The sequence below is a fragment of the Microbulbifer elongatus genome, assembly GCF_020524885.1.
Taxonomy (GTDB): Bacteria; Pseudomonadota; Gammaproteobacteria; order Pseudomonadales; family Cellvibrionaceae; genus Microbulbifer; species Microbulbifer elongatus_A.
On sequence record NZ_JAIVKJ010000003.1, the window covers coordinates 509,901 to 531,735 of the forward strand.

Consider the following 21,835-nt stretch of genomic DNA (forward strand, 5'->3'; position numbering starts at 1 on the left):
CCTTGGCTAAACAGCTGAATGCTTTGGAAGTAGTAGACTTAACCGAAAGACCGGATGCAGTCGGTGTGCTCGCAGCCTGGCATTTTGACGAGTGGAGTAATCTTTATCCGGAGCAGTCGCTGCAGGATTTTGAATCTGATCTCACAGGCTGTTTGGGAGAACAGGCGGTACCGACTACGTTCGTCGCATTAATCGATACAACACCCATCGGCTCCATCAGCGTGTTGCCGAGGGATATGGAGATCGAGGAACCCTGGGGGCCATGGCTGGCCAACTTTTATGTCATGCCCAGTTACCGGGAGGCTGGCGTGGGGAAGCGGCTGATAGATGCTCTGTTAGCGCACTGCGACGCGAATGCCATCCCCAGCCTGTATTTATTTACCCCGGAGACAAGGCAGTACTACGAGCGCCTTGGCTGGAAGACCATCCGGTCTTGCGAATACCACGGTGAGGTCGTCGATATAATGTGTCGTACACTGTAGCGGCCGCCAGTCTTATGGCGCTTCCGGCTAAGCGGTTTAGTATTGGTTGATATCGTTTCCAATAGGAAACCGCTCCCGGCTTCCCTACAATAAGCGGCTATTTCCCTAACCGAGTCTCTGTTGTGACCACCGCTGATACCATTCACCCCCGCGATTTCCAGTCCCTGCCACTGCAAAAGGCCCTCTTGAAGAACCTGGAGGACCTCGGCTATTCCCGCCTGACAGAGATCCAGGCTGCTGCGCTGCCGGCGATTGTGGAGGGCAGGGATGTCATCGGCCAGGCCAAGACCGGCTCCGGCAAGACGGTGGCGTTTGGTTTGGGCCTGTTGCATAAGCTTAGGGTAGAGCGTTTCCGGGTGCAGTCGCTGGTGCTGTGTCCCACCCGTGAGCTGGCGGATCAGGTGGCGCGGGAGCTGCGCAAGCTGGCGCGGGCCGTCCACAATATCAAGATCCTGACCCTGTGCGGCGGCATGCCGTTTGGGCCGCAGATCGGATCGCTCAAGCATGGTGCCCACATCGTGGTTGGGACACCCGGGCGTATCGAAGACCACCTGCGCAAAGGCAACCTCGACCTGAGCCATGTCGATACACTGGTGCTGGATGAAGCCGATCGTATGCTGGATATGGGCTTCCAGGCGGTACTGGACCAGATCCTGGCCGAGCTGCCGAAGGATCGCCAGACCCTGCTGTTCTCCGCTACTTACCCCAAGACCATCGACGCCCTCGCTGCGCGTGTGCTGCGCGACCCGGTGAAGGTCGAAGTGGCTGCTGCACACACCAAGAGTACCATCGAGCAGAATTACTACCGGGTAGAAAACAATGAGGCGCGTCCCGGCGCGCTGTATCAGCTGCTCGCCAACTTAGACCCAACTTCGGCGCTGGTGTTCTGCAATACCAAGAAAGAAACCGAGGAGGCGGCGCAGGCCCTGAAGCAGTCCGGCTTTGCCGCGCTTGCTCTTCATGGCGATATGGAGCAAAAGGACCGGGATCGCACCCTGGCGCTATTTGCCAACGGCAGTGCCTCGATTCTGGTGGCGACCGATGTGGCCGCACGCGGGCTGGATATCGAAGAGCTGCCGGTGGTGGTGAACTACCATCTCTCCCGTGACCCGGAAGTACATGTACACCGTGTTGGTCGTACCGGGCGGGCAGGGCAGAAGGGCGTGGCACTGTCGATGGTGAGCAAGAAAGAGATCTACAAGCTCGAGCGGCTGGAAGAACTCATGCAGCAGGAAATCACCCTCCAGGACGTGCCGGAGCTGCCGCGAGCGTTCACACCCACAAGGCCGGTAATGTCCACCCTTCAGATTGATGGCGGCAAGAAGCAGAAAGTTCGCGCCGGCGACGTGGTGGGAGCGTTAACCGGTGACGGCGGTATCGATGGCAAACAGATCGGCAAGATCCAGCTGTTCGATTTCTCCACCTTTGTTGCGGTGGAACGCCCGGTTGCCAAGAAAGCCCTGAAGAAGCTTGCCGATGGCAAGATCAAGGGCAGGAAATTTCGTGCGCGGATAGTGGGTGTGTGAGTAGAGGTTGACCATTAAACATTAAGCGGTGGCCCTGGGTGGGCCACCGCTTAATTTGAAAGCAACAAAATAGCTGTCTATGGACAAATGCTCACTTTTTCCCAGTAGCCAGGACCTGTTTCCAGCAGGGTGCTGGATGCAGGGAACCACAGTGAGCTTGACCCAAGCGCGTCACCCGACCCCACGGCACAGGCTGTTGCGCTGAACAAGGTTCCACATTCCACTGCGCGGCCCGCGCTGATATGTGCCGTGTTCGTCGCTGTTTCACATGCTGCGCTTACCTGCGCTTCAAGAATCCTGAGCGCACTGGCATTGCCGGCCTCATCCAATGCCTGAACCTTTATTTCGTAGGTGCCCGCACCTGGTGCGCTTGCTACACACTCAAACGTCTCAATGCCCGTGCAAGTGAAGTTCAGTTCAGAATCAACCCGGATTTCTGCCGCGTCACCGTCACTATCGCTGATATTGCCGGAGACCAGCACTTCATAGCCTGAAACCGCAAGTTCGAGTGTGTCGATCATCGGAGGCTCGGATGCCGGAAGCAGGAAGACGCTAAAGGGCCTGGAGGTCGCTTCATTGCCGTTCGCATCCCGGGCCCGTGCGAAGAAAGTGTATTCTCCCGGAGCGCCGGTTAGCGTGAACGTGGCAGCGAAGGTATGGCTCTCGGGGTCGAATGCGATGGGGCCATCGGGCTCTAGTGTGTTGCTCCCGTTATATTCGACCTCGATCGTCGCAATGTCGTCATCAATGTCAAAGAACTTCGCGTTGATCTGCGCAATGTTTGGCTCTATCCGACTCCAGCCACTCGTACGTCTGCTGGGTGGGTGATTCCAGTGACTTCGAACGACCTCAATGTTGCGCGACAGAATGGGGCTGGCGTTGTTGCTGCCATCGAATGCCTGGTAGGTTTTTACATAGGAGCCTTCTGTATAGGTGTCCGGGTCCGCGCCGCGTCTTACCCAGGGGTGGTGATCCAGGTCATCTTCCACTTGATATCCTGTTTCGATGAAGTTGTCGCCAATCTCGATCTGGAGCGCAGTTGGTCCTGTGAGGGTCAGTGTAGGTGCTAGCGTGTCCGTTACAATTTCGACCTGCTGTACGCCGGTTACGGTATTGCCGTCGCTATCGGTAAAGGTTGCAGTAACAAGATACTGACCGTCTTGAGACGCATCCACATTGTGCGTGAAGTTCTCTTGCGGCAGGTACTGGAAACCATCTTTCATATCCAGCACGTAAGCGCTTGGATTGAAGATCCAGTCATCACGGCGGTAAGTGCGTATGCTGCGGCGCTCAGCGGAGGTTGAGGTGTGCAGGTAATTGCCATTGGGGCTGCCCTCAAATTCAATGACGGGCAATTCAGGACCTACGACCCCAACCAGGCGAAATACATCACTTTGTGATTGGTTGCCCACGCTATCCTCTACACGGTAGTAAATGCCCTGAATTCCGGGTGTGTTCACATCGACGGGGGTATAGGTGACATCGTCGGTAATGTCCCCATCCAATACATCCCAGCCTACGTATCCCGGATCTTGCCAGGGCTGAGCCAAGGGGTGCAGAAATGCATCGCACCACCAAAAGTTACACGCGGGGCCGAGCAGTGCGAGCCGCGGTGGTTCATCGCTCTCAAGCACGGTGATTTTTTGCACCCATGATACGGCACTCATATTGCCGCTATCGGTGACTGAAAAATGACGCAGATAATGGCCGGCTTGCTGTGTGCTTGGGGCGCCACTGTCTGCCAGAGTTTGTGAGATGTCGCCATCCTGGCGGTCATTCGCTGACAGCATCGGCAGCAGGGTGGTCTCACCTTTGCGCAGGTAAACTTGCTGTGAGGTTTCGCTGGTAATGGTGGGTGGGGTGTTGGAGGCCGGGCAATTGTTCGCCGTGCTGTAAAACCCGGGGTCCGAATTGAACAGCACAATTTGCTGGGTCACGTAGTTGGTGCCGATAAATTCGTTACTGCCAAGGGCACAAAAATTCACATAGCTTCCTGAACAATAGCCCGCGCGCCCTGCCAGGTAATGGTTCATTGGTGTAGCCGAGAAGCTCGGGCAGTCGCCGGATGGTATATGGGTCAAAGCCCGGTACAGGTTGAGTCTTCCGCCATTGAGTGTCACTCCGGCGAGATCGGTTACCGGTTCAGCGCTTTCGATCAGCACCGCGCGTAGCTCTTCAACCGTGATGTCGGGGTGTTCGGCAGCGACCAACGCTGCGGCACCGGCAACAAATGGAGAGGCCATGGAGGTGCCGCTATAACTGTCATAGCCGCCACCGGGTATTGTGGAAAGGATATCCGAACCGGGAGCAGCGATATCCGCACCGGTTTCTCCATGGTTGGAAAAGGAGGCGCGTTTGTCACTGCGGGTGCTGGCTGCCACCGAAATCACATTCGGATGGTCGATGGTTGCGGGGGAGGTGACGTTCATCGAGGTATCAGCGTTGATGCGATCGTTGCCGGCAGCCGCGACAAATAGCATGCCTGCCTCGTTGGCATAACCAATCGCGTCGGCTATTGGACGATTAAAAATTCCCTCAGCTACGGCATCGGTAAACACGGCGCCATAAGAGTTGTTGGAAACCCTCGCGCCCATGTCGGCCGCGTAAAGTATGCCCTTAACGATATCGGACGTGTAAGCAAAATTAGACTCATCGGCAAACACCTTGATGGCCATCAATTTTGTGTTCCAGGCAACACCGGTAATTCCTGTATTGTTGTCGCCGACGGCACCGATGATCCCGGCTACATGGGTGCCATGGCTATTGGTATCCATCGTGTCGCCGTCTTTATCGGCGAAATCATAGCCGTGTACATCGTCGATAAAGCCATTACCATCGTCGTCGATGTTGTTGCCTGGTATTTCTCCGGGGTTGACCCACATGTTTTCCGCGAGATCCGGGTGTGTGTAGTCGATGCCGCTATCGATCACTGCGACGACCACATCATCCGTGGCGGTGCGAATTGACCAGCCAAGCTCTGCATCGATGTCGGCACCAGCAGTTCCGCTTTCGCTCCCGTCGTTGCGCAGCCCCCATAATTCGGGCGCGAGATCATTGGGCAGTGTTTGAAGTTGGAATTTCCAGTTGGGTGCTACGTATTCCACCTCTGGTGATTTTCTGAGAGCTTCGAAACTCTCGCCCGCGCTCGTGGCATTGTTAAAGGTGACGAGTTGCCACGGTGCAAGTTGCTGGCTAAAGGATTGCAAATAGTTGGCTGGAGAATACAGCGTCTGCATCGATGTAAAGGTATACGGCTGTAATAGCTGGTTCCATAGGTTGTAGGTGGAACCTTCGCGAAACTTCACCAGTAATTGTCTGCTGGCGAGTTGTGAAACGTTGGTTGTAGGTAGTGGTAGGGTAAGGTTGGACGCTGTTTCCGCTTCGGTAGCGGTGGTTTGGTGAAACGGTGAACTCAGAAGGACTATGGTAAGGCATAACGCGGCCGGCAATCTCATGTCATACTCCCTTATAGATGACAATTGCTTGGGATTGGTGTGCTTCAGAGTTGCTGTATTACCATCTCGCTTCCCTTTTTGAGGCACGTGAATACTCTCACTATCGGCGGCGCCATTATAATCTTGCTAATCTTCTTTACCCTGATACCTTCGTATTACATCCCTAAGTCGTAGGCGTTTTACGCTCTGCGAACCAGACTAGTTGCAATGAACTGCTGAGGAATATGGGTATACCCCTGATAACAGCGAGCGCGCTCCGCAAGTCTTACGACAATGGTCGCGAACATATCAATGTGCTGAGCGGACTATCCTTCACGCTGCAAAGCGGTGAGGCGGTCGCAATCGTTGGGCCGTCGGGTTCCGGGAAAAGCACATTGCTCAACCTGCTCAATGGTCTGCTAATACCCGATGGCGGTGCGCTGAACGTTTTTGGTGTGCCTAGTTCTGAGCTGACTGAAAAGGATTGGGCAGAATTGCGCCGCATGCGTATTGCCACGCTGTTCCAGGATGGCAACCTGATTCCGACCCTCACCGTGGCGCGCAATGTTGCGTTCCGCGCCGGACTTGCGGGATTGCATGAGCACGATGGAGAGGCGTTGCTTGCGCAGCTCGATATCGCCGATACGGCCAATCGCTATCCTGACCAACTCTCCGGAGGCCAGCGGCAGCGCGCAGCGCTGACCTGCGCTTTTGTAATGCAGCCGCAGGTAATACTCGCCGATGAACCCACGGGAAGCCTCGACTATGCCACCGCACAAAAGGTGGCGCCGCTCTTCTTTGATGCTATTCGAGAGCGCGGCGTAGGCGCATTGATCGTTACCCATAATCCGGAATTGGCCAAACGCTGCGACCGGGTCCTTGAACTGCGGGAAGGAGCCCTACATCCATGGGACTCGGCCATGTCTTCCTGAGTCATTACCAGCGGCATCCCGGCCAGTTGGCTGGGCTGGTGCTGATTCTGCTGTGTGCTGCGATGTTGTGGAGTGGGGTTCGCTCGCTCACTGGTTCTGCAGAGAATGCCGTGGCCCGTTCACAGGCGGCTCTTGAACCGTTACTCAGTATTGTGCGGGAAGATGGTGCCGCGCTCGACATCCAGGATTTTGTGCGACTGCGTCGTGCGGGATTGTGTGCGTCACCGCGAATGACGGTGACATTTTCCCAGTCGGCTGCTCCGGCGATCATCGGTATCGATCCTTTCAGTGCTGGGTGTTTGCGGCAGTACCGCGAGCAGCAGCAAGAGGGCGAAAGTGCTGCGCTCGTGGGCAAGCTGGTTACCCAATTTGATCGACCACTGTTAATGGGGAGTGCGAAAGACCTGCTGCGCTGGAAGCAATTGTCTCTGCCGCACTCCGCGTCAATTCAGTGGGAGGCAGTAGAGGGATTATCCAGCGGTGAGTTGCTTGCCGATATATCCGTAGCCGCCGAGCTGTCAGCGGATGGCCGCAGTCGGCTGCAAATTTTTTTACCGGCGACGGAACTGGACCGACTGCCGCTTCCTGTGGGTTACCGCAGCCAGATACAGGACTACGGCGTGGAGCCTGACCCGCTGGTGAATGCCTTTCTGTTAAGCCTGGACGCGCTCGGCGCCCTGGCGCTGCTGGTTGCCGCACTGCTGGTGCGCAGTGTCTATCGCTTTGCGCTGGAGCAGCGCCGTCGAAGTCTCGAAATTCTCCTGCGCCTCGGTGTTCCGAATACGCATTTGCGGCTTGCGCTGATTGCAGAGGTAGTACTGGTGGCGCTGGTCGGTGGCACTTTGGGGATGTGGCTCGGGGGGCAGCTGGCGTCGGCAATGGCAGAAGGGTTCGAGGGAACGCTGCGGGGAATGTTCAATGTCGATAGCCTGACCATGGCCGGCCCCACACTCGAAACCTGGCTGGGTATGGTGCTCATATTAGCGGTCGTAGTTGCCTGGGCCTGTGCGGATTTACTGCTGCTGCGCGTGGAAAAGCAGGGAAGGGCAGAGGTAAAAACCTGGCGGTGGCTTGCGGCCCCCGTGTTGGTTGCGGTGTCTTTGGCCGTTTTGCTGATAACCGACAAGCTCTGGTTGGTGTTTCTTTCGGCGCTCGGCTGCCTGATCGGGGCAGGGCTGCTGCTCCCTGAATTGCTTAACCGGCTTTTTGCCCTTGCCGAACGGTATTGTCGGCAACCGCTTCTGGAATGGTCATTCTCTGAGATGCGGGTCTTGTGCAGCCTGTTGCAGTTACCCCTCACCGCACTGGCGTTTGCCATTGCCACTGCGATTGGTGTGCATGCCATGGTGACGGGATTTGAAACCACCTTCGGCCGCTGGCTCGACCAGCGCCTGCAAGGTGACCTCTATCTGGATCCCGGCCGGCAAGTCGATGCCGTAGAGTGGGAGAAACGTTTACAGCGCCTGCCGGGGGTAACCAGCGTGTTGCCCATGGTGCGTGGTCGCGGGTTGCTTGACGGGGTGCCCGTGGATGTTTTTGCCGTGGACCCGGCGTCGCCATTGCTGCAGGAATGGCCTTTTCTGGTGGCGGTGCCCGACCATTGGTCAGCCCTCGTAACAGGTGGGGTGCTGATCAACGAGCAGCTTGCGCGCAGGCGATCTCTCGATGTCAGTGATGCGGTCAAGGTCCAGGTAGGCGGCCAGGTGCAGTCGCGCAGCGTGGTTGGCATCTACGCAGATTACGGCAGGCCAGACGGAGAGATGATGTTGCCAATCTCGGCGGTCACCGATGCCTTGCCCGGCAGTTACGCTGCGTTTGTACTGGGCGTTACTTCCCTGGGTGAGTCTGGCTGGCGGGAATGGCCCGAACAGTTTCACTGGCTGGCCGAAAGCCGCCTGCGTGATCAGGCGGGACTGAAGCAGGCGGCCAATGCGGCGTTTGATCGAACCTTTCAGATGACCCGAAGGCTGAACACTCTCACCCTGGTGCTGGCGGGAACGGCGCTGGCGCTGATGGGGCTGGTGATATTCCGCATGCGCCAGGGCAGTTATACCTTGCTGCACGTGTACGGCGTACAGAGGCGCAACCTGCGCCGGCGTCTCATTGCCCACAGCATGCTGGTAACCGGCTTGCTCGGCTTGCTGGCGATACCGCTGGGCGTTTTCCTGGGCTGGGTGCTGGTGGCACGGGTCAACCCTGTGGCGTTTGGTTGGGCGCTGCCCTTGCACCTGTATCCCGGCTTCTGGCTGCTGGTATGGGCCGCCTGTCTGCTGATCGGTGCGCTTGTGGCGTTACTGGTGGGCAACCCGGTACGACTGGGGACATTAAAGAATGAGTAGGGCGGGCTGGATACTTTTGGCCCTCCTTGTCGCTATGCTCGCTGGCTGTACGGAAGAGGTCGGTCGGGATTCCTCTGTTGGGGCCTTGACCGACCCTCCTGCGGGCTTTCGTCAGGCGGCACCGGGTATGAGGGTCAATTTGCCGGAGGATATGGGAGCGCACCCCGAATACCGACTGGAGTGGTGGTACCTCACCGCCAATCTGAAAAGTGCCGATGGCAAACGATTTGGCGTCCAGTGGACCTTGTTTCGCAATGGTGTCAGGCCGGGACCGTTTACCAGTGTTGAGCCAGGATGGCAGCGCGATGAAATCTGGCTTGCCCATGCGGCCCTGAGTCGCCCCGACGAGCACCACTTTGCCGACCGCGCTGCCCGCGGTGGCACGGGCCAGGCCGGGGTCATGGAGCAGCCATTCAAGGCCTGGATCGATCACTGGGAGCTGAGGAGCCTGGATGCCAGCACCTGGGAAATCTCGGTGGAAGGCGAGGACTTTCGTTATCGCCTGAAAATCCAGCCGCAACAGCCTGCGGTGCTGAACGGCGATCGCGGCTTCAGCGCCAAATCCGCTGCCGGCGGTGGCTCAATGTATTTCAGCTATCCATTGCGAATAATCGATGGTGAGCTAGAGGTTGGAGGTGAGAAATTCGCCGTAAGCGGGCAGGGGTGGTTCGATCGGGAATGGAGTAGCCAGTACCTGAAATCCGATCAGGTGGGCTGGGACTGGATGGCCCTGCACCTGGATGATGGTCGTCACCTGATGCTGTTCCGCGTGCGCGGTGCTGACGATTTTTATTCTGCAACGGTGGTGGGCAAGTCCGGCAAAGCACGTACCCTCACGGATCGTGAATTCACGCTGACGCCACTCGAATTTCGCAACAGCCGATTTGGCAGTGTGCCAACCACCTGGCAGCTAAGTGTGCCATTGGCCGACATAAACGTGCAGGTCCGATCCTGGCCCGGGGACTACTGGAACCCCGGTGCGCTGCGCTACTGGGAGGGCCCCGTCGAGGTGAGCGGGAGCCACACCGGAGAGGGGTACCTGGAGATGACCGGGTACGGGGATTGAAATGAGCAGGAAGGAGACCCTGACTTAAACGGCGACAGTGAGGGTTCCGCTATCGCCATTCATTTCAGGGGAAGGTTTGCCCTGCGCTTCAGAAGCGCAGGCGAACACCGAGGGCGCCATCTACGCCAAAGCCTTCCTCGTTCTCGTTGTCACTGAAGGCAAAATTGGGCACTGCCTGGATGTAGGCCTGAAGACTCGGGGCGATGCCGAAGGTAAGGCCTACCGGCAGGCGCACACCCGCCTTGTCGTTGTCGCTGTTGTTGCCGCCATCTTCATAAAAGCCGCCCGCGTCGATATATGCGTGCATGGTTCCCAGGTCGTTGCTGAAGTTCTGAATTCGCATATCCACGGCCAGTGCATCGCTGTTGACGAACACCGAGGTGCCGCGAAACTGGGCGGTTACGCCGACACCCAGATCGTAGGCAAGGCCGAGACCCACGCCGTTGTTACTTTTGGCGAGTGTCGGCGCGCTGCATGCGGCGACCAGTACGGCGAGGGCAAACTTGTTGAGTTTTGTAGACAGCTTCTTCATGGGTACCTCTCAGTGAATCAGGACGAGGGGCGAGTATAGATAGGCGTGTATGCGGTGCTTTGCGCTAGGTCACAGTTGGAAGAAAGTGTCAAAGGGCGCAGGTTTTGCGCCCGTATTTATGGAGTCTGTATCTCATCCGCTGGCATCCGGGTGGTGCCCGATGCCAACGTCTCTTCGCAAATTTAAGAGTTTGTCTGCCAAGTCAGTGCGTTCACTGATTGGTATTTTCCAAATGCCCCTTGCCGAGTAGATCGAGGTAGAAGGCGTATTCCAGGGCCCGCTCTTTATTCCGGCGGAAGCGACCGGAGGCTCCTCCATGACCCGCCTCCATATTGGTGTGGAACAGAAGTTGGTTCTGGTCGGTTTTGAGTTCGCGCAGTTTTGCCACCCATTTCATCGGCTCGAAATACTGTACCTGCGAGTCGTGAAGTCCGGTGGTCACAAGAATACTCGGGTAGTCCTGCGCTTTTACCTGATCGTAAGGAGAGTAGGAAAGCATGTAGTCATAGCTATCCTTGTTGTTGGGATTACCCCACTCGTCGTACTCGTTCACGGTCAGCGGAATGGATTCATCCAGCATGGTTGTGACCACATCCACGAAAGGAACTTTGGCGGTAATGCCGCGGTAAAGATCCGGTTCCATGTTTATCACGGCACCCATCAACAGGCCTCCCGCGCTGCCGCCGGAAGCGAAAACCTTGTCGGGCGCGGCGTAGTTGTGCTTGACCAGTCCCTTAGTTACATCGATAAAGTCAGTAAAGGTGTTCTTCTTATTGAACATCTTTCCGTCTTCATACCAGGCCCGCCCCAGTTTCTGACCACCGCGAATGTGGGCAATGGCGAACACGAAGCCCCTGTCCAGAAGTGAAAAGACACTGGGAATAAACACCGGGTCGATGGTATTGCCGTAAGATCCATAGCCGTATTGCAAGAGCGGATGGGAGCCGTCCTTCTTGAACAGGTCTTGACGGTAAACCAGTGACACTGGGATTTGCTTGCCGTCTCGGGCGGTAACACGAATGCCCTCAGCCTTGTAGCGGGTGCGGTCGAAATCCCCCAGGACCTTGTCCTGCTTCATCAATTTGAGATCGCCAGAGCGCAGGTCCGCGTCATAGATGGTGTTTGGCGTGGTCAGACTGGAGTAGGAAATTCGGACGGCACCGGACGATACGTCTGGATTATTACTGAGGGACAGCTGGTAGACCGGGTCGTTGAAGCCGACTTCGAAATCATCTTCGTTTGCCAGTCCGATGATCCGCAGCGCGGACTGGCCATTGGCCCGTTCGACAACCGCCAGTCGGTCATCGAATGTCACGAAGTCTTCCAGCAATACGTCTTCCCGATGTGGAATGACTTCCTGCCACTGGGATTTGTCGTTGACCGCGTCAGCACTTGCCTTCATCAGGCGGAAGTTCTCCGCCTGCCAGTTTGTCTGGATGAAATATTCATCGTTGAGTTTTTGCACAAAATACTCATGCTTGGGCTCGAGTGCATGCAGTGGCTGGAATTCACCATTCGGCGTATCGGCGTTCAGTACGGAAACACCTTTCACCAACGTCGAGTAATGATGGATGTAGATCATCGCATCATCACGTGACTTGGAGATAAAGGTGTAAAAGCTACTGTCTTTTTCTTCGTAGACAATCTGGTCCTCGCTTTGCGGAGTGCCCAGTTTGTGTCGCATCACCTGAAAGCCGAGCAGGGTTTGCGGGTCCTTGTTGATGTAGAACACCGTCTGGTTATCATTCGCCCAGACCACAGTGCCCTCGGCATTCTCCAGTGTGTCCTGCAGCAGCTCTCCAGTGCTCAGATCCTTGAAGCGAATACTGTAAATTCGGCGCCCAATTTTGTCCTCGGGATAAGCGAGTAGCTTGTTGTCCGGTGACACCGCAGTACGTGCCACATTGTAGTAGGCGTGGTCTTCTGCGAGCGCATTGACATCCAGTAAGACTTCTTCTGCTGCCTCAAGGTTACCTTTTTTACGCGCATGAATCGGGTACTCACCATCGGACTCGTAGCGTGTGTAATACCAGTAGCCACGTACTTTTACCGGGACCGAAGCTTTATCTTTCTCCAGCCGCCCGACCATTTCTTCGTACAAGGCATCCTGCAGCGACTTAGTGTGAGCCATGATCTGGTCGACATAGTGGTTCTCTGCCTCCAGGTGCGCGAGCATTTCAGGGTCGCTACGGGAATCGTCACGCATCCAGTAATAGGGGTCGATGCGCTCGTGGCCGTGTATTTCCATCTTGTGCGGGACTTTCTTGGCCACGGGAGGGGCCACTTTAGGCGCCAGTGCGCTGCTGTCTGGCGAGGTGGGGTTATTCTCGTCGGCTGGTTTGCCGCAGCCTGTGGCAAAGATGGTCAAAGCAAGGAAGGCAATATGAGGCTTCATGGCAGCTCCGGGTGATGTTTATCGTTATACCGCGACTGGCGATATCCTATAACAGATCTTCACCACAGGGACATTCGGTGCGACGAAGGGCGGTGTCGTGAAAACACGCCCGCGAGCACAGATGATCGCGTTAGCGGCAGACGAGCTACCCTAAATTCTGCATAATGCCGCGCCGTCGCCTGACCCAGATGGCAGGCCGCCACACATTCTCCTAATCCGGTAGTTTCCATGGAAATCAACGTCAACTTCCTCGATAACCTGCGACTTGAAGCCAAGTTTGACGACTTTACGGTCATTACTGACCAGCCGATCCGCTACAAGGGCGATGGCTCGGCGCCGAGTCCGTTTGATTACTTCTTGGCATCGTCGGCGTTGTGTGCCGCGTATTTTGTGCGGGTCTATTGCCTGGCGCGGGATATACCGACGGACAATATCCGCCTGTCGCAGAACAACATCGTTGACCCAGAGGACCGTTACAACCAGATCTTCAAGATCCAGGTGGAGCTGCCGGAGGATATTTCGGAAAAGGATCGCGCCGGTATCCTGCGTTCTATTGACCGCTGCACCGTGAAGAAAGTGATCCAGACCGGTCCGGACTTCCAGATCGAGACGGTGGAGAATCTCGCGGAAGACGCCCAGGCGCTTCTGATGGTCGAGCCGGATGCGGAGCACCGTACCATGATTGAAGGCAAGGATCTGCCGCTGGAGCAGACCATTGCCAATATGACCAAAATCCTCGCGGATCTGGGGATGAAGATTGAGATCTCTTCCTGGCGCAACATCGTGCCCCACGTGTGGTCGCTGCATATTCGCGACGCGGCATCTCCCATGTGCTTCACCAATGGCAAGGGCGCGACCAAAGAGAGTGCCCTGTGTTCGGCGCTGGGTGAATTCATCGAGCGCCTCAATTGCAATTTCTTCTACAACGATCAGTACTTTGGTGAAGAGATCGCCACCGCGCCGTTCGTGCATTACCCCAATGAAAAGTGGTTTGAACTGGAAGAGGATGACTCGCTACCGACAGGGATTCTCGATGATCACACACGGGCGATCTATAACCCCGAGGGCGAGTTGGGCGGCTCAAATCTGATCGACACCAATTCCGGTCGCGCTGATCGCGGCATCTGCTCGCTGCCGTTTGTGCGCAAGTCGGATGGTGAGGTGGTGTACTTTCCTTCCAACCTGATCGAGAACCTGTTTCTCAGCAACGGCATGAGCGCGGGCAATACGCTGCCGGAAGCCCAAGTCCAATGCCTGTCGGAAATCTTTGAGCGCGCAGTTAAAAAAGAGATCCTTGAGCAGGAAATCGCACTGCCGGATGTGCCGAAAGAGGTGCTGGCAAAGTATCCGGATATTGTTGAGGGAATCGAGGAGCTTGAGAAGCAGGGGTTCCCGATTCTGGTGAAAGACGCTTCCCTCGGAGGCCAGTTCCCGGTTATGTGCGTGACGCTGATGAATCCGCGCAATGGCGGTGTTTTCGCATCGTTTGGTGCACACCCAAGCTTCCACGTGGCGCTGGAGCGAAGCCTCACGGAATTGATGCAGGGGCGCAGCTTCGAGGGCCTGAATGATGTGCCGCCGCCCACATTCAACAGCCTGGAAGTGTCCGAGCCCAATAATTTTGTCGAGCATTTCATCGACTCTACAGGCGTAGTCTCCTGGCGTTTCTTCAGCGCGAAGTCCGACTACGAATTTGTCGAATGGGATTTCTCCGGAAACCATCACGATACCAACGAGACCGAAACCGACCGCCTGTTCCGTATTCTCGAGGAGATGGGTAAAGAGGCTTACATGGCGACCTACGATGAACTGGGCGCGCCGGCCTGCCGGATTCTGGTGCCGGGGTATTCCGAAGTGTACCCGGTCGAGGATCTGATCTGGGATAACACCAACAAGGCGCTCGATTACCGCGAGGATATTCTCAACCTGCACCGTCTGGAGGACGGGCAACTGGAAGACCTGGTGGAGCGCCTTGAAGAAAGCCAGATCGACAATTATGAAACCATCATCACCCTGATCGGTGTCGAGTTCGATGAGAATACGGTTTGGGGGCAGTTGACGGTGCTGGAATTGAAGATCTTGATTTACCTCGCACTACAGCGCCACGACGAGGCGTTGGAGCTGGTGGAGGCCTTCCTGCAGTACAACGACAACACCGTAGAGCGCGGGCTCTTCTACCGCGCCGTGCAGGCCGTGCTGGAGATCGAACTGGACGACGACCTGGCACTGGAAGACTTTGTTTTCAACCTTCGCCGCATGTATGGCGATGCAGTGATGGATGCTGTCGTGGGCTCAGTGGATGGTTCCGTGCGTTTTGCCGGGCTGACGCCGACGAATATGCAGCTGGAGGGACTGGACAAGCATCTGCGGTTGATCGAGAGCTACAAGAAACTGCACGCGGCCCGGGCTGCGTGTGCCCGGAACACCTGACACGGCTCTTGCTCAGGGCATTGAACATCCCATTTGTGGGTTTTCTTCCTGCCCAGATTTCGCATTGAGTAACAAAAAGCTCATGACATGCAGAGGTTCAAACCGCTTCTCGTATGGAGGATAGGATGTGACTCCGTGCGGGAAGGCATTGAGGTGACACCGGGCGCAGCTGAACCCCTTTTGTGTGTAGGTTTCCAGCGTGGTATTGACGAGGTTCTGTACGCTCGAATGCTGTGCGCCCGGGATGCCCGGCCCGAGATGAGGATTGGGCTCCACCAGATTCTTGTTCTGGGTGCCGATCAACTGGTAGTAAGACCAGACCGAATCCCGCAATAGCCACTGGTACTTTCTGTTGGTGAGCTGCACATCCAGGGGTATTGGCGTCACTCGAGAAACGTTTACCGAATCGATATCTGTTTTTGGCGGCAGTGCGTCGCCGAGTTTAAACGTGGCGGGAATGAGACCGGCTTCGCCGGACTTGCCACCCACTTCGTAGCCGTTGGGGTAGCTGGGCGCACCGCCCGACGTGTAGCCGCCGTCATTTCCGGGGTTTAGCGCGGGGTGGGCGGGGAGCGGTAGTGGGTCGTTAAAGCGCTTTTGCAGGCGTACATTGTCCACGTGCTCAAAAGTTGATGGCAAGTGTCCAAAGGGCGTCACCCGGTGGATGTGAAAGCCGACCAGGCCCATCAGGGTCGGTGCACTCAGGCTGCCGTCAGGTTGCGGGAACTGAAGAATTCGCCGGAAGTAGCGTCCCGGAATATCAGCGTCCGGCCCCTCTGTTTTCAAAACTTTCCATGCGGCTTTGACTTCTGTAATGCCCTGGCGTGCATAGTGCGGCAGGTCGCGTAAGTAATATTCCAGTCCGGTGGGAAGAGGCTGGAACTTGCTGCTGTCTTCATACGGCGCCTGTGCGGGCTTCGGGGCGGTACCGTGCTGGTTGGCGTGGTCGATAAAATTGTTTACCGCAATCACCTGATTATCGGCATCGTAGTATTTGAACTCTTTGATATACCGAAAATACGGCTGGCTTAGCGTGACTTCAACACGAACATACTCTTTGTTCTGATCCACCAGTGGGCCGGTTGGCACATTCGAATTTGTGTATGGCTGATTAATACCTGGAGCAAACGGGCGCCCATATACGTAACTGTTGGAATAGCAGGGCGGTGATGGCTGGCGTTCGAGCTCGGTAAACTCCGGATTTCCCCAGTCCACTGGCCAATACTGGGGCGGTGTAAACGCGGTCTGGGGATCCATATAAGATTCCCAGACGACGATGGGGTGTGGCTCGGTGGTGTTTGCGATACCGGCGAGCACTGCTTGCGCGTCCGGTTTTCCTCCGGGTCCACCCTCTTCCCAGGGCCAGTTCAGCGCAATAAATGATTGCCAGGCAAAGTCGTAGGTATCCTGCTGACTTACGGGCGGGGTTTGGTAGTTGTCCGGATCTGCAGGGTAGGCGGGATGATTGATATCGAAAGGCAGTAGCCAGGGTGTTTGCCAGCGGGGGAGCCCATTGCTGCTGGCGGACGTTGAAACCAACAGTGCGCAGCTCAGTGCTACATACTGCATCATCGAAGGTAGTTTCATACTGCGAAGCTCGTTCGAAAAACACATCCTGTAGGAATAAGTGTAGGACGGGTGCCGGGTGCTGCGTTTTCTGAGGCGTCACTTGCGCAATGTATGATTAATGTTTTCTGGCGCTTACTTTTGCCTTGCGTTTACCAGCTGAGCTTAGAGGTGATATCGATGAAGCCGGTAATCGTCAATCTGCCTTCGCGGGCATTGTCCGAAAGCGTTTCGCCGCTTTCAACGATGCCGGAATGGAGCAGGCTGGCGGGGTAGAATGCGACTCGATTAAACTTTGCCACTACCTCGCCTATGGCCTCGTACCACGGGGTACATTGACTCGCATAACCCGGTTGCACCGCTTTCACCAGTTTGCCGGCCTGTTCCTGGTAGGTGGAAACCCGGTCTTGTAGAACGTTCTCGTATCCGCTCTCTATGTGCCTGAAGAATCGCGTACCGCGAAAGGGCGTATCGCACAGGTAGTGCAGCATCGCCAATTGCCGGCCGCTTACGGCGTCGAAATGGGGTAGGGACTGGATTGGCTTCAGCGTTTCGGGTGGTCTGGTGACCATGGAAAAGCAGCAGAAGGCATTGTGTATGACGTCGCTGGAGAGCCCCTTACCTGTATCCAGTGAAAAGGCTTGTCGCAGTGGTCCGGCAGCGAGCTGCAGTGTGCGGTTCAGGTAATCCGCGGGAACCTGTGCGCGGATGCCCGGGTAATTCGGGTTTTCCCGAATCCATTGACTCTGCTCTGCTGCCCTGAGTAATTCCTCAGGGCTTGGAAACAGGTCATCAATGATCACTGCCGGGGTGCGCTCGGCACCCACATACTCAATATTTACCTGCATTCGCCTTAGCTACCGCCAAAAATACGGCCTTTATTATGCCTGATGGCGTTTATTTTGGCAGTGTCCTGACCTTCGGCGACTAAAACAAAAAGCCCACCAAAAGGTGGGCTTTTAAATCGCTGGTACCCTGGGGAATCAGCGGCTGGCGGACTCCGGTGCTGCCGGTGCGTCTTCTGTCTCGATAACGTACCCGTCTTCATCCAGCTCGACGATCGGCATTCCCAGTGCTTCGATATCCTCGCGGATGGATGCGGAATCTCCAACCACCACAATTGCCATATTGTCTGGCTCAAGCAGGCCGGTAATTGCCTTGTTGAGGGTCTTGCGATCGGTCTCCTGCAGGAGAGTGCCCTGCTGGGAGCGGTAATCCAGCGGCAGGTCGTAGCGCAGGATCCGATTGAGCAGGCCCAGCTTGGCGGAGGGGGTTTCGTAGCTGCGGGCTTCCTGTTGGCCGATGGCGGAGCGCAGGTAATTGAACTCGCTTTCGGTCATGCCTTCCTTGTCGAACGTCGCCAGCTCGGTCAGCACTTCGTTGAGCGCGTCTGCGGTAGCTTCTTTCTTCACCTCTGAGCTCATCATATAGCTGCCATACTGCGGTTCGCCCATCAGGTAAGTGCGGGCGCCGTAGGTGTAGCCCTTGTCTTCGCGCAGGTTCAGGTTGATGCGGCTGTTGAAGTTGCCACCGAGTGGAAAGTTGCCAAGGTAGGCCAGGTAGTAGTCGCCCAGGGCATCGTAGGGCAGGGCGTGCTGGCTTACCCGCAGGCTCGACTGCGCAGCACCTTCCTTGTTCACCAGGTATACGGTGCGGCCCTTGATTTCCGGTTGTTGCAGCGCGATGGCGGGGCGCGCGGGCTGGGAGACTTTCAGCTTCGCGAGGCCGTCCAGCGCCTTGACGATTTTCTCATGCGGCACACTGGTGCTGACCGTGACACCACCGAAGTGCGCCGGAAAGTGCGCGTTGTAATACGCTTTGACGTCTTCCAAGGTGATATTGGCAACGGTATCTGGCAGGCCGCCATTGGGGAAACTCAGCGGGTGCTCGGGTCCACGCATCACGGCACCGACCGCGCGGCTCGCGAGGCCTTGTGGCGTTTTGCGGGCCTGCTGAAGGCCTTCAATCGTTTGTTGCTTGATGCGCGCGAAGTCTTCCTCACTGAAGGCCGGCTCCAGGATGCGCTCCATCATTAGGGGTACGGCTTTATCCAGGTGCTTGGCCAGCACATTGAGCGTTACCGTGGTGTCGTAGTCACCAGCGCTGACACTGATGGATGCGCCCAGTCGTTTGAGTTCCTCGGCAAATTCTGCAGCGCTGCGCTTGCTGGTGGCCTCGGTCATCAGTGAGGTCATCAGTGAGGTCAGTCCGGCTTTGCCGCGCGGCTCATCCCGTTGGCCCACGCCGAATACGGCCTGCACGGTAACCGTGGGGGTCTCGTCGTTCTGCACGGCCAGCAGGCGCACGCCATTTTTCAGTTTGCCGTCCTCGATACTCGGCAGTTCAACCTGCGGGTTTACCCCGGGTGTGGGCTGCACACTGCGGTCGAAGTTATCTGTTACCGGGCGCAGTGCCAGTGCTTCGTCGTCATCGCCGTAGCTATCTGGAATGGTGCGTTTCCATTCATAGTTCTGTTCCGCCGCGGCCAGTTCTGGCTTGCTATTGGGAACCACACTCAGCAGTAACGCGGGTTTGGCGGCGATGTACTGGTCAAACACGCGCGTTACGTCGTCGGTTTTTACCGAAAGGTATGCATTGATCTCGTGGTCGATGCCTTTGGGACTGCCGGTGAAGGTCTCAAATGCGGCGAGAGTAGAAACCTTGCCGGAAACAGACTGCAGCCCAAATACACGACCGGACTCATAGCCAGCCTTGAATTTCACCAGGTCATCTTCGGTAACACCGCGCTTGGCAAATTCGCTCAGGGTATCGCGCACCGCCAGTTCCATCTCTGCCAGTGTTTCACCAGAGGCGGGATTCTGGATCACGATAAACCACATTTCACAGGCGAGTTCCTTGCACGAGTGGGATACGCTCGCTGAAACCGCGCGTCCTGTTTGCACCAGGCGCTGATAGAGCATGGAGTCCTGACCCTGCCCGAGAATCTCCGCGGCGGCGTCCAGCGCGGGTTCATCCGGATGGTTGTAATAGACTGTGGGTACCATCATCGCCAGGGCGGGCAGGTGGATATTGTCCTCCAGCGTGACATAGCGGTCTTTTTCCAGCTTGGCTGGCTGCTTGGGCAGGTTCTGGACTTCGGGGCCCGCGGGAATCGGGCCGAAATACTTGGTCACCCATTCGAGGGTCTTGGCCTTGTCGATGTCACCACCGATGCTGATAACCGCATTATTGGGGCCGTACCAGCGCAGGAAGAAACGCTTCAGGTCGTTCAGGTCGGCGCGATCCAGATCTTCGAGCCAGCCGATAGTAGGCCAGGAGTAGGGGTGCCCGTCGGGGTAGGTCGACGCAAGCATGGTTTCCAAGGCGCGGCCGTAAGGGCGGTTGTCAACGCGCTGCCCGCGTTCGTTTTTGACGGTTTCACGCTGGACCTCGAATTTTTCCTGGGTCACAGCGTCCAGGAACACCCCCATGCGGTCGGCTTCCAACCACAGAACGGTTTCCAGCTGGTTTGCCGGCACCGTCTGGTAATAGTTGGTACGGTCGGTATTGGTGGTACCGTTCATGGTGCCACCGGCTTCGGTAATAATGCGGAAGTGCTCTTCATCCGCCACATTGACCGAACCCTGGAACATCATGTGCTCGAAGAAGTGAGCGAAGCCAGAGCGGCCCGGATCTTCACGATTTGAGCCCACATGATAAGTAACGTCCACGTGTACCAGAGGATCGGAATCATCCTCGTGCAGGACAACCGTCAGGCCGTTGGCAAGCTTGTATTTGCTGTAGGGAATGGCGATTTCGGCCCCATTGCCATCAAAGGTTTCAACCAGCGTGACACCCTGTGGGAGGTTGCTGGATGTGCTGCTGGTATCGATGGGTGCGTCAGGGGAGGAGTCGGTGGGTGCCTGTTCTGAACCCTTGCTGCAGGCAAACAGAAGTGCAGAGACAAAAACCAGTGCGATCTTGTTGCGAAGCATGTGGCGGTAGACCTTCATTGTTATTGGTCGGAACCTCCGATGCTAGCACAGCTGTCGCTGCGCGGTGCGGTCGTCTGACCGGCAGGGTTCACTTGGCGTGCGTTACAACGCCATGGCCAAACAACACAAATAAAAAAGGGGCACAACGAATGTTGCGCCCCTTTTCTATGTGTTCGAGCTTTTATGTATTCGAGTTCTAAAACTTAGAACTTGAATTCAGTGCCTACGCCAAAGTAGCTGCGGTCGTAATCGTCCGCCGCAGTTTCATCGGTGTAGAAGGTGAATAACTTGGCGGCTTTGGACAGTTTGTAATCCAGGCCGAGGCTGAAGGTTTCGCCGTCGGTTTTTACGATGTCGGACTTGCCGTACTGGGCTTTGGCGGTCCAGTTGTTGATCTTGTACGCGACAGAAGTCATCCAGCCGTCCTGCTTGCTTTTGTCTGCTTTTTCCTGTTCTTCGAACAGGGCACCGACCTGCAGGTTGCCGAAGTTGTACTGGCCAACTACTCGGGATACATTCCAGTCATTTGCTTCTACGCCCATGTCGTAAGCGTAAGCAATGTAGGCACCGTTCTGGTCGTAGGCGAAGGAGATTGAGGTGCCGTTGTCGCGGGTGTCAATCTCATTGCCCTCGTCGTCAAACAGGGCTTCTTCTTTGTTGCTGATGTAAGCTGCAGCCACTTTGAAACCGGCGAAGGACGGGGTGGTGTACTGCAGGTTATTGGATTCGCGGTTGTCGCTCTTGGTGACCAGGCTCTTGATATCGCCCTCGAGGTCATTGAACAGGTCTACTTTTTTCTGCGCGACCTTGAGCGGGGTGTCGAACTTGCCACCGATCACCTGACCGAAGCCACCTTCCAGGCCCGCATAGATGTTGCGCTGGCTGAAAGTATCGCCTTCGCCATCCATGTTCACCTGGTATTCCATCTTGTAGATGCCTTTGATGCCGTTATCCAGCGGCAGCTCCCCTTTGACACCCAGGCGAGAAGCGTTGCTCTGTACATCGGTGGTCGCGCCGTCGCCCTCGTCATTGGACTGGAAAGAGGCATTCGCTTTACCGTAGAAGTTGAACACTTCTTCTGCATTGGCAAAGGTGGGAAGAGCCGCGGCCAGCGCCAGAGTCATAGCAGTCTTTTTCATCGGTGGTCTCGTAAAGATGTGTTGATTTCGGAAAAACGCTGTGTGTTATCAAGTTGCGG

At 56.4% G+C, this 21,835-nt stretch carries 13 protein-coding genes; 6 read left to right on the forward strand and 7 right to left on the reverse strand.

What is annotated here, in order from left to right:
• Window positions 1-23 precede the first annotated feature (23 nt).
• Window positions 24-482 carry a GNAT family N-acetyltransferase gene (locus LC059_RS14225; protein WP_226704526.1) on the forward strand — a complete coding sequence of 153 codons (459 nt, stop codon included), beginning with the start codon at window positions 24-26 and terminating at the stop codon, window positions 480-482.
• 122 nt (window positions 483-604) lie between these two features.
• The gene (gene dbpA, locus LC059_RS14230; RefSeq protein WP_226704527.1) at window positions 605-2,008 is read left to right on the forward strand and encodes an ATP-dependent RNA helicase DbpA; all 1,404 of its coding nucleotides are present in this window, start codon (window positions 605-607) and stop codon (window positions 2,006-2,008) included.
• Window positions 2,009-2,085: 77 nt separating this feature from the next.
• On the opposite strand, the gene LC059_RS14235 is transcribed toward dbpA, so the two are convergent.
• Window positions 2,086-5,550, reverse strand: coding sequence for a S8 family serine peptidase (locus tag LC059_RS14235; protein WP_226704528.1), 3,465 nt, complete (start codon window positions 5,548-5,550; stop codon window positions 2,086-2,088).
• Between the two features lie 137 nt (window positions 5,551-5,687).
• Between LC059_RS14235 and LC059_RS14240 the strand changes: the two genes are divergently transcribed.
• Genes LC059_RS14240 through LC059_RS14250 form a run of 3 tightly spaced genes read left to right on the forward strand, consistent with a single transcriptional unit; the run spans window position 5,688 to window position 9,779 of the window.
• A complete protein-coding gene (locus tag LC059_RS14240) occupies window positions 5,688-6,374 on the forward strand; it encodes an ABC transporter ATP-binding protein (protein ID WP_226704529.1) in 687 nt (228 codons plus the stop codon).
• Window positions 6,350-8,713 (forward strand): FtsX-like permease family protein, encoded by a 2,364-nt coding sequence (locus LC059_RS14245; protein ID WP_226704530.1) that lies wholly within the window; start codon window positions 6,350-6,352, stop codon window positions 8,711-8,713. Before LC059_RS14240 ends, LC059_RS14245 begins: the two co-directional genes overlap by 25 nt.
• A gap of 16 nt (window positions 8,714-8,729) precedes the next feature.
• On the forward strand, window positions 8,730-9,779 hold the full coding sequence (locus tag LC059_RS14250; protein WP_226704531.1) for a lipocalin-like domain-containing protein: 1,050 nt from the start codon (window positions 8,730-8,732) through the stop codon (window positions 9,777-9,779).
• 88 nt (window positions 9,780-9,867) lie between these two features.
• Here LC059_RS14250 and LC059_RS14255 read toward each other — a convergent pair whose 3' ends face one another.
• Window positions 9,868-10,311, reverse strand: coding sequence for a hypothetical protein (locus tag LC059_RS14255; protein ID WP_226704532.1), 444 nt, complete (start codon window positions 10,309-10,311; stop codon window positions 9,868-9,870).
• 211 nt (window positions 10,312-10,522) lie between these two features.
• Window positions 10,523-12,706 carry a S9 family peptidase gene (locus tag LC059_RS14260; RefSeq protein WP_226704533.1) on the reverse strand — a complete coding sequence of 728 codons (2,184 nt, stop codon included), beginning with the start codon at window positions 12,704-12,706 and terminating at the stop codon, window positions 10,523-10,525.
• Window positions 12,707-12,934: 228 nt separating this feature from the next.
• On the opposite strand from LC059_RS14260, the gene LC059_RS14265 reads away from it, so the two are divergent.
• On the forward strand, window positions 12,935-15,136 hold the full coding sequence (locus LC059_RS14265; protein ID WP_226704534.1) for an OsmC domain/YcaO domain-containing protein: 2,202 nt from the start codon (window positions 12,935-12,937) through the stop codon (window positions 15,134-15,136).
• Between the two features lie 12 nt (window positions 15,137-15,148).
• Here the strand turns inward: LC059_RS14265 and LC059_RS14270 are convergent, their stop codons facing one another.
• From LC059_RS14270 to LC059_RS14285, 4 genes are all read right to left on the reverse strand, one after another.
• Complete coding sequence (locus LC059_RS14270) at window positions 15,149-16,723, reverse strand: hypothetical protein (RefSeq protein ID WP_226704535.1); 1,575 nt, start codon at window positions 16,721-16,723, stop codon at window positions 15,149-15,151.
• Between the two features lie 131 nt (window positions 16,724-16,854).
• Window positions 16,855-17,550, reverse strand: coding sequence for a DUF6445 family protein (locus LC059_RS14275; protein ID WP_226704536.1), 696 nt, complete (start codon window positions 17,548-17,550; stop codon window positions 16,855-16,857).
• 135 nt (window positions 17,551-17,685) lie between these two features.
• Window positions 17,686-20,637, reverse strand: coding sequence for a M16 family metallopeptidase (locus LC059_RS14280; RefSeq protein ID WP_226704537.1), 2,952 nt, complete (start codon window positions 20,635-20,637; stop codon window positions 17,686-17,688).
• A 203-nt stretch (window positions 20,638-20,840) separates the two neighbouring features.
• On the reverse strand, window positions 20,841-21,776 hold the full coding sequence (locus LC059_RS14285) for a porin (protein ID WP_226704538.1): 936 nt from the start codon (window positions 21,774-21,776) through the stop codon (window positions 20,841-20,843).
• Window positions 21,777-21,835: the final 59 nt, after the last annotated feature.